The sequence below is a fragment of the Carnobacterium sp. genome, assembly GCF_040274425.1.
Genome location: NZ_JBEMBC010000102.1, coordinates 1 through 7,123, shown reverse-complemented (window position 1 = coordinate 7,123; position 7,123 = coordinate 1). Strand labels below are relative to the sequence as shown.

General features: G+C 33.4%; 6 protein-coding genes, 2 tRNA genes, 1 pseudogene and 1 riboswitch. Of the genes and pseudogenes, 5 read left to right on the top strand and 4 right to left on the bottom strand.

Annotated elements, in window-relative coordinates; translation table 11 throughout:
- Positions 1 to 35 precede the first annotated feature (35 nt).
- Positions 36 to 109: transfer RNA gene (locus ABS911_RS13445), tRNA-Ile, on the top strand.
- A gap of 19 nt (positions 110 to 128) precedes the next feature.
- Positions 129 to 200: transfer RNA gene (locus tag ABS911_RS13440), tRNA-Glu, on the top strand.
- A 160-nt stretch (positions 201 to 360) separates the two neighbouring features.
- Here the strand turns inward: ABS911_RS13440 and ABS911_RS13435 are convergent.
- Together ABS911_RS13435 and ABS911_RS13430 are read right to left on the bottom strand one after the other, a co-directional pair.
- Entirely contained in the window at positions 361 to 525 is a 165-nt protein-coding gene (locus ABS911_RS13435) for a transposase (RefSeq protein ID WP_350467985.1), read from the bottom strand.
- Positions 498 to 1,679 carry an ISL3 family transposase gene (locus tag ABS911_RS13430; protein ID WP_350467984.1) on the bottom strand — a complete coding sequence of 394 codons (1,182 nt, stop codon included), beginning with the start codon at positions 1,677 to 1,679 and terminating at the stop codon, positions 498 to 500. Before ABS911_RS13430 ends, ABS911_RS13435 begins: the two co-directional genes overlap by 28 nt.
- Positions 1,680 to 2,836: 1,157 nt before the next feature.
- Positions 2,837 to 2,924, top strand: a riboswitch (SMK box riboswitch).
- On the opposite strand from ABS911_RS13430, the gene metK reads away from it, so the two are divergent.
- A complete protein-coding gene (gene metK, locus ABS911_RS13425) occupies positions 2,922 to 4,112 on the top strand; it encodes a methionine adenosyltransferase (RefSeq protein WP_350467983.1) in 1,191 nt (396 codons plus the stop codon). It overlaps the preceding riboswitch by 3 nt.
- 51 nt (positions 4,113 to 4,163) lie before the next feature.
- On the opposite strand, the gene mnmM is transcribed toward metK, so the two are convergent.
- Positions 4,164 to 4,727 (bottom strand): tRNA 5-(aminomethyl)-2-thiouridylate-methyltransferase MnmM, encoded by a 564-nt coding sequence (gene mnmM, locus ABS911_RS13420; RefSeq protein ID WP_350467982.1) that lies wholly within the window; start codon positions 4,725 to 4,727, stop codon positions 4,164 to 4,166.
- Between the two features lie 167 nt (positions 4,728 to 4,894).
- Complete coding sequence (locus ABS911_RS13415; protein ID WP_350467981.1) at positions 4,895 to 5,554, bottom strand: phosphatase PAP2 family protein; 660 nt, start codon at positions 5,552 to 5,554, stop codon at positions 4,895 to 4,897.
- Positions 5,555 to 5,775: 221 nt separating this feature from the next.
- Here ABS911_RS13415 and ABS911_RS13410 point away from each other — a divergent pair, with 221 nt between their 5' ends.
- Positions 5,776 to 6,030 carry a hypothetical protein gene (locus ABS911_RS13410; protein ID WP_350467980.1) on the top strand — a complete coding sequence of 85 codons (255 nt, stop codon included), beginning with the start codon at positions 5,776 to 5,778 and terminating at the stop codon, positions 6,028 to 6,030.
- A gap of 237 nt (positions 6,031 to 6,267) precedes the next feature.
- Positions 6,268 to 7,123: pseudogene (locus ABS911_RS13405) on the top strand (LysM peptidoglycan-binding domain-containing protein); the annotation flags it as partial.

Below are 7,123 nucleotides of genomic sequence, written 5' to 3'. Positions count from 1 at the left end.
TGCGAGTTCGATTCTCGTCACCCGCTTTTTTTTTTGGGCCTATAGCTCAGCTGGTTAGAGCGCACGCCTGATAAGCGTGAGGTCGATGGTTCGAGTCCATTTAGGCCCATTGTACTAAAATTTAGAATGGCCCGTTGGTCAAGCGGTTAAGACACCGCCCTTTCACGGCGGTATCACGGGTTCGATTCCCGTACGGGTCATAAAAATAAGGCGAATAAAAAGGATAAGAGGAAACTTCTCTTATCCTTTTTTCTATTGTATAAAGAAGTAAAGGTATCACTCGCCATGCGAGTGATACCTTTAAGGGCTCTTCGTCAAATGGTGTGGATGAGCTAAATTTAGTTAAAATAAAAATCTGATTTAGGCAGCGTGAGGTAACTGACTCACGCTGTTTTTTTTCGCTTTAAAACTAATCAAAATACGGCATCTAAAGTTCTGGAAATTCCGGTAACCATAAGCAACCCGTTTAATGACTTTTATTTTATTGATTGACCCTTCTAAAGATCCGTTGGAATAGGGATACATAAAAGTATGTTTGATCCTAGGTAAGTGTTTACGCAGGGTTTTAAGGCAGTCTGCATAAAAGGAGACAACTCCTTTGGAGAAGCCTTCAGTATAAGGTCTTTAAATCCTTTATAGTCATTCTTTTTAGAATAATAAAGAAGATTTTGATACAGATCATATGTCGCTTTAAGCGTCTCGTCGAGCGTGAGTAGGTAGTCAACGATTTCTGTATTCGGTAAAGGCTTTTTAAAGAGTCGTTGATAGCGGTAATCCTTAAAATTCAAGTCATCTGAGTCTTTTAATAGAAGTTGCCAGTACCTTTTAAATTTTCTGTAGTTCTTTAAATCTTCTGAATTAGAGGTATGGAATCGTTTCATTATTTGGACTCTGGTTTGATTCAACGAACGTGATAGCAACTGAATGATATGGAAACGGTCAATGATTACTTTAGCATTAGGAAAGAGGTCTTTAACTAATGTAAAGTAGGCCGCGTTCATGTCTACGACAATCGTTTTTACATTCATCCTCGTTTTATAGGGATAGCGCAGAAAGTGCTTGCGTAAAGCGGTTAGCAGCCGAGTTGGCAAGATATCAATCGGTTCATGTGTATCTGCATTGGAATAAATAAAACTCATTTTTCCTTCGACGTTTTTAACGGATTTAAATTCATCGAAAGAAAGGTGTTGCGGCAAGGATTTGAAGTTATTTTTAACAGACTGGTTGAGTTGTTTCAAGACTCTGTCTGCAGTGGTAGGAGAAACAAAATGCCGTTTAGACAGGTCTTTTACAGAAGTAGTGTCGGCTAATTCAACCGCAATAGACTGTTTGACCCGTTTAGCGATAAAACAGCCTTGTTCGATCTCAGGAGACTGAGCAACAAAGGTCACACCGCATTCTCTACAAAGAAATCGGTGTTTCTTTAACTGAATATAAGTTGGATAATGAGTAGAGCTGACCCATTTAACCCTAGAGGTTAAATACCCATTCTTAACAATAGAGTAGGAGTGATTTTTCATCCCGCAACACTCGCAGTGAGAAGGCTGATACGTTAAAGTGGCATAGTAAACTTTTGATCTGAATCCTTTGATTCTCTTCTCCTCACAAAAGTTTTCATCAAAAAGAATGTTTTTATCTTTTAAATCGAGTGCAATTCGGATACAATTATTACGAGGCATATGAATTTTCCTTTCTAGTGAGTTGTGGTGACTTTATTCTAACTGGAAATTTCATATGTTTCTATTTTTTTGCACAAAAATAGGTGTGAATGAATTTCTTCATCCACACCAAAAATTATACAGCCCCTTTAAGAGAATAGCCTCAAAAATTATAAATAAAGAGCATTATACTAAAAGAGATAAAAAAAGTAATGGAACAGAGTTGCAAAGTTCTTTGTGTTAATTTAGTTGAAATTGATTCTTTTGTAGAAAAAGACAATTGAACCACCTTAATAGTAAAAGGTAAAGTAAGTATAAATATAAACAATAGGCTCTTGAAAGTAGGAATAAAAAGGATAAAACTGACTACATAAATCAGAATTAGTAAATATAAAACGATACGTTGGAAGTTTCTGTGTTCTAGAAAAAGGTTATTTGGGTTGTGTTCGTTTAACGGTCCATTAATTCTTCTATAGTTTAATTGAAGTTTTCCTAGTTCAACTAAAAAGACCATTAATATTAAGGGAATGCTCCAATAAAAAAGTGTATTAGGGATGAAATTTGCTTGAACAAAAAAACTCAGATAAGTTAATATACCACCCTTAAATACACTAGAAAAAAATAACATCAGCCATGGATAACCTTGTTTAACGAGATAAAATTGCAACTGAATCACCAAGCTATAGAAGAAACATAATAATCCTACTAAGTAATGGATGTTGTAAGCAAAGTAATAGATGATCAGTAGGTTTAATGCCTCAAATATAAGAAATGGAATATGATTAAATGAAAAAGATGATTTGATGGTTTTAAATAAAAAATTTCCTAATAAGTGGTTTAAAAAAATAAAACTATATAATAGGAGGAAACGTATAAAATTAAATGAACTATATTGGCCAGCATAAAGTGTACCTATTAATAAATAAGATAAAGGAATAACGAGAATTAAAAATAAAGGATGATAAAGATAATGTGTGATAGATTTATAAATAGAGTGCACCAATGAAAAAACTCCTTTTAGTGATTTGTCTAATCTTATTTTACCTAAAAATGGGTTAATGGTATAGAGAAATGAAGAATAAATAAACTGAATGGCAAGAAAGTACGGTATTTTTGATCAAATTCACTATTTTTAGTAGATTTAATACTAATAAAGTACGAATTATGGTAAAATGTATAAGGTTTGCAAATCGGATTCCCGAGAGGATTCACTTTAAAAGTGGAGAAGCCTTGTAACCGAAAATTTAAAGGGGGAACAAAGTAATGACAGAAAGAAAACTATTTACTTCTGAATCTGTTTCAGAAGGACATCCAGATAAAATAGCGGATCAAGTTAGTGATGCTATATTGGATGCAATTTTATCAAAAGATCCAGATGCTAGAGTAGCATGTGAGACAATCGTGACAACAGGATTAGTATTAGTAGCTGGAGAAATATCTACCTCAACCTATGTAGATATTCAAAAAACGGTACGTGATACAATTCGTGATATTGGATACACTAGAGCTAAATACGGATTTGATGCAGATACATGTGCAGTAATTGTTTCTATTGATGAGCAATCAAGAGATATAGCACAAGGTGTTGACGAGTCTATTGAATCAAAAGAAACAAATCAAGATGAATTAGATCAAATTGGTGCAGGTGATCAAGGGTTAATGTTTGGTTTTGCTGTAAATGAAACACCTGAATTAATGCCATTGCCAATTTCATTGAGCCATCGCCTGACAAAACGCTTAGCTGTAGTCAGAAAAGAAAAGCTGGTTTCTTATTTAAGACCAGATGCGAAAGCTCAAGTTACGATTGAATATGATGAAAATAATAAACCATTACGTGTAGATACTATTGTTATCAGCACTCAACATCATCCAGATGTGACATATGAACTATTGAAAAAAGATATGATTGAATTAGTAATCAAACATGAAATTCCTAATGAGTTATTAGATGAAGATACGAAATATTTCATTAATCCAACCGGTCGCTTCGTTATTGGAGGACCTCAAGGAGACGCAGGTCTAACTGGGCGTAAAATTATCGTTGATACTTATGGCGGATATGCTCGTCATGGTGGAGGTGCTTTCTCTGGGAAAGACCCTACAAAAGTAGATAGATCAGCAAGTTATGCAGCTCGTTATATTGCCAAAAATATTGTAGCTGCAGGTTTTGCAGATAAATGTGAAGTACAGTTAGCTTATGCAATAGGAGTTGCTCATCCGGTATCAATTGCTATAGATACATTTGATACTGGAACGGTTGCTGAATCTCGTTTAATCGAAGCTGTACGTGCTAATTTTGATTTAAGACCAGCTGGTATTATCAAAATGCTAGATTTACAAAGACCTATTTATAAACAAACCGCAGCGTACGGGCATTTTGGACGGACGGATATTGATTTGACTTGGGAACATACAGATAAAGTAGAAAGTTTAAAGACATTTTTAGCTGAATAAACAAGTTTAGTAGAAAGTAAAAGGAACGAGGGCAAACCTCCGTTCCTTTTTTTATTTTTTTTCAATAGCAATGAGTAAGGGAGGGTTGTTTTTTTGGTTCAGAAAGTCGTAGCGCAAAACAGTATAATCAGTTTGAGAGAGTTTTTGGACATAAGTTAGAACTGCATCTTTTTCTTCTTTTCCTCCGATATGACCATGATAGACAACTAATAAGAGTAATCCTCCTTTTCTTAACCGGGATAGTATTTCTTTAATAGCTATCAAAGTAGTTTCTCCTGTTGTAATAATTGTTTTGTCTCCATTAGGTAAGTAGCCTAAATTAAAAATTGCTCCTGCTATAGGAGTATCTTGTGGTAATACAGAACCTATTGTTTCATGACCTTGATTAAAAAGCCTTACTTGGCTGGAGAGGCTAGTTAATAAAAGTTTTTCTTTTGTCTTTTCAATAGCTTTTTTTTGTAAATCAAAACCATATACCATTCCGTATTTACCGACCAATGTTGCTAAAAGTACGGTATCATTTCCGTTACCAACAGTTGCATCAATGACACTATCTCCAGGTAGTAGAGTATTTGTTAACAATGTGCGACTATAATGGAGTGCATTTTCAAGCATAGCTAATTCCTCCCATTTACATATAAACAAACTAGTTTATTCTATTTTAACATGTGCTTATTTATATAGAACTATAAAAAGAGACAGAGTTTAGTTCAACTCTGTCTCATAGATTACAATTTAGTTTCTAGTTTTTTTTAACAAACTATACATAATAAACTGGATAATTAACGCTGACTTCTTATTTTATTAGAATAAAAAGCAGTAGAAAGGGATAACCAAGAACCTGCTAAGCAAAAACCACCAACTACATCTGATGGAAAATGAACGCCTAAATAGATTCGACTGATACCAATAATAATAATGATTAAAGCTGCTAATAGACCAACTAACCATTTAATCCATTTCTTACGCGTGAACTGAATAATTAAAAAGGCGATTCCTCCGTAACAAATTAAGGAAGCCATAGAATGACCGCTAGGAAAGCTATATCCATCTTGTACGACAAGGTGTTCAATAGTAGGACGTGTTCTTTGAAAAAGAAACTTTACCAGTTGATTTAATAAACCTGCTCCAAAAGCAACATTAAAGACAAACCAATAAGCGGTTTTGGAATCTTTGTTCCGCAATATGAAGTAAAGACCAACTAAAATAGTCAGTAAAACAATAAAAAAAGTACCTCCTAAATCAGTTAACAAAGAATAAAATGTTGTTTTTACTGGAGAGCGATTGACTAAAATTGGAGAAGCAAAAAATCGGTCAAATGAAGTTAGCCAACTTGATTGCTCGGCGACTCCAAATGCAAAAATACTAAAAGGGGCGAGTAATAGTAAACTCAACACAAAATATGGTGAGGTATAAAAAGACTTATTCATATATGGTTTCATATTTTTTCTCATACTTTCTATAAAATGGATACAACAAATAAATATGCATACTTAAAAAATAAGTTTAGCATACTCAAGGTATGTAATAAACTAAAAGACTTATTTAACAATAAAAGTAACTTAGTTTAAAGTGATACGTCTTAAAAAATTCATTGTTTCTTATCTCTTTTTTAATAGTTGAAGGCTATAATAAAGACACTAGATAAAAAGGAGTGAATACATTGCTAATTGATGACAGTGAATATGGTGAAACAGTAGGTACATGTCAGATAAAAAGTATTCGATTTCCAAAAATTATAGGACAAACAGAAAGTGGAGAAATTATAACGATTAATACAACAAAAAAACAACAGACAGATCTTGTATTTTGGGAATCTATTCTAGACATCATGAATGCTGATCTTTGGTTGCCGTATAATAAAGATACATATTTTCTTTTACAACAAGATTGGATAATGGATACTTTTTTTGCTTAAAATAAAAATGATGGAAAGACCTCATAATTAAATTGTAGGTCTTTTTTTGTTTTATGCCAAACGTAGATAGAAGTTTTAATTTAACTATATTACGTTTATGTAACGTATATTAAAAAATGGCTATCTCATTAAGTTAACCTTTCATTATAAGTGTGGTAAAGATATAATAAAATAGCAATAGTTGTATGAAAATTAACCCCTAAAAATGGTGAAAATAAAAAATAGGAGGTACTCACTTTGGAAAAAACAAGAAAAGAAAGAATTTCAGCTGTAAAGAATCAAAAAAACTTTGTTCAATCAGAGAACGCTAATGGATTGATCAAAAAAGGCACAGCTGTTTTCAGTACGACTTTATTAGTGAGTTTACTAGCATTTCCAACATTCTCTGCATCAGCTAGTGCAAATGAATTAGCTGAGACCAGTAGTAAAAAATTGGAAGAAACAATTGAACAGAATAATACTGCAACTGAAGAAGGCCAAAAAGTAGCCATAGAAGCAGACGATAGCGATTACATACCAGAAGATGCCACTGAAAAACAACAACTTATTAGTGAACTTAAATTAGTTCTGTCACCTGAACATTTTGATTCTTTAACATTTGACGAATTATCAACCGAAGAAATTGATGAATTATTTATAATAGCTTTAGAAGACGCAGAATTAAACAAAGAGACAGAAACAACTACAGCTATTGAACCAACAGATGAATCAAGGGACTCTGTTATTGATGAAACTAAAATTCTAGATAATGATACACCAGAAACAGATTTTTCAGAAGGAGTAGACGAATCTGAAGTTGATGTACCTGAAAAAGAAACTGCCAAAGAACAAGCTGAAGAAACTGCTGCAGTAGTTATAGAAGAGCCCCAAACAGAAGTAGCAGAAGAAACAACAGAGATTGAAAAAGATATTCCGACAGAGGAAGTAGTAGAAAATAATGATGAGGCTATTAGTGAACCTATTGAATCAGAAATTATAGAAGAACCAACTACTTCAAAAGACGAAGTAACAGAACCAGTAACAGAACCAGTAACAGAACCAGTAACAGAACCAGTAACAGAACCAGTAACAGAACCAGTAACAGAACCAGTAA